This is a genomic window from Vibrio sp. 10N.261.52.C11, from assembly GCF_041471405.1.
GTDB lineage: Bacteria > Pseudomonadota > Gammaproteobacteria > Enterobacterales > Vibrionaceae > Vibrio > Vibrio crassostreae_C.
In genome coordinates this window covers 1-530 of record NZ_JBFROI010000133.1, presented here as the reverse complement: position 1 = coordinate 530, position 530 = coordinate 1, and the positions used below count along the sequence as shown (strand labels likewise).

Sequence of the window (530 nt, the reverse complement as noted above, 5' to 3'; positions counted from 1 at the left end):
TCAACACCCAACGTTGTGGTTGCCGAGTGGCATACCCAAACAATGGGTGGTCGATTGCAGACAAGTGGGATACGGTCAGGCTGCGTTGAGCTATTTGGCTCGCTATCTCTATCGTGGTGTGCTGCCTGATGAAGACATCATCAGTATCACAGATGATACTGTCACCTTCCGCTATAAAGAGAGCCAGACCAATGCATGGCGAACGCGCACCTTGCCCACTCTGAAGTTCTTACTGCTCATTTTGCAGCACGCGCTGCCCAAAGGGTTGCAGCGAGTACGAGATTACGGTTTTTTACGTGGTCAAGCACACGCCTTAAGAGCCCGCATTCAACTGTTGTTATTGAACTTGCTCTATATAATGCCGCCGCTAACCGCACCGATAAGAACCAAAGCAATACGAGTATGCCCTTGCTGTCAGCATCAGATGGCGTGTGTTGGAGTAAGTCGACCCATCTAGCCGAAAGGCATTGATAACAAGGAGAATGGCATTGACGAGAGCAGAGGAGATGTAACGACGAAAGAAACGAAAA

At 49.4% G+C, this 530-nt stretch carries 1 protein-coding gene; it reads left to right on the top strand.

What is annotated here, in order from left to right; all coding sequences use genetic code 11:
* A partial coding sequence (locus AB4323_RS24330; RefSeq protein ID WP_170962352.1) for a transposase occupies positions 1 to 457 on the top strand: 457 nt, incomplete at its 5' end.
* Positions 458 to 530: the final 73 nt, after the last annotated feature.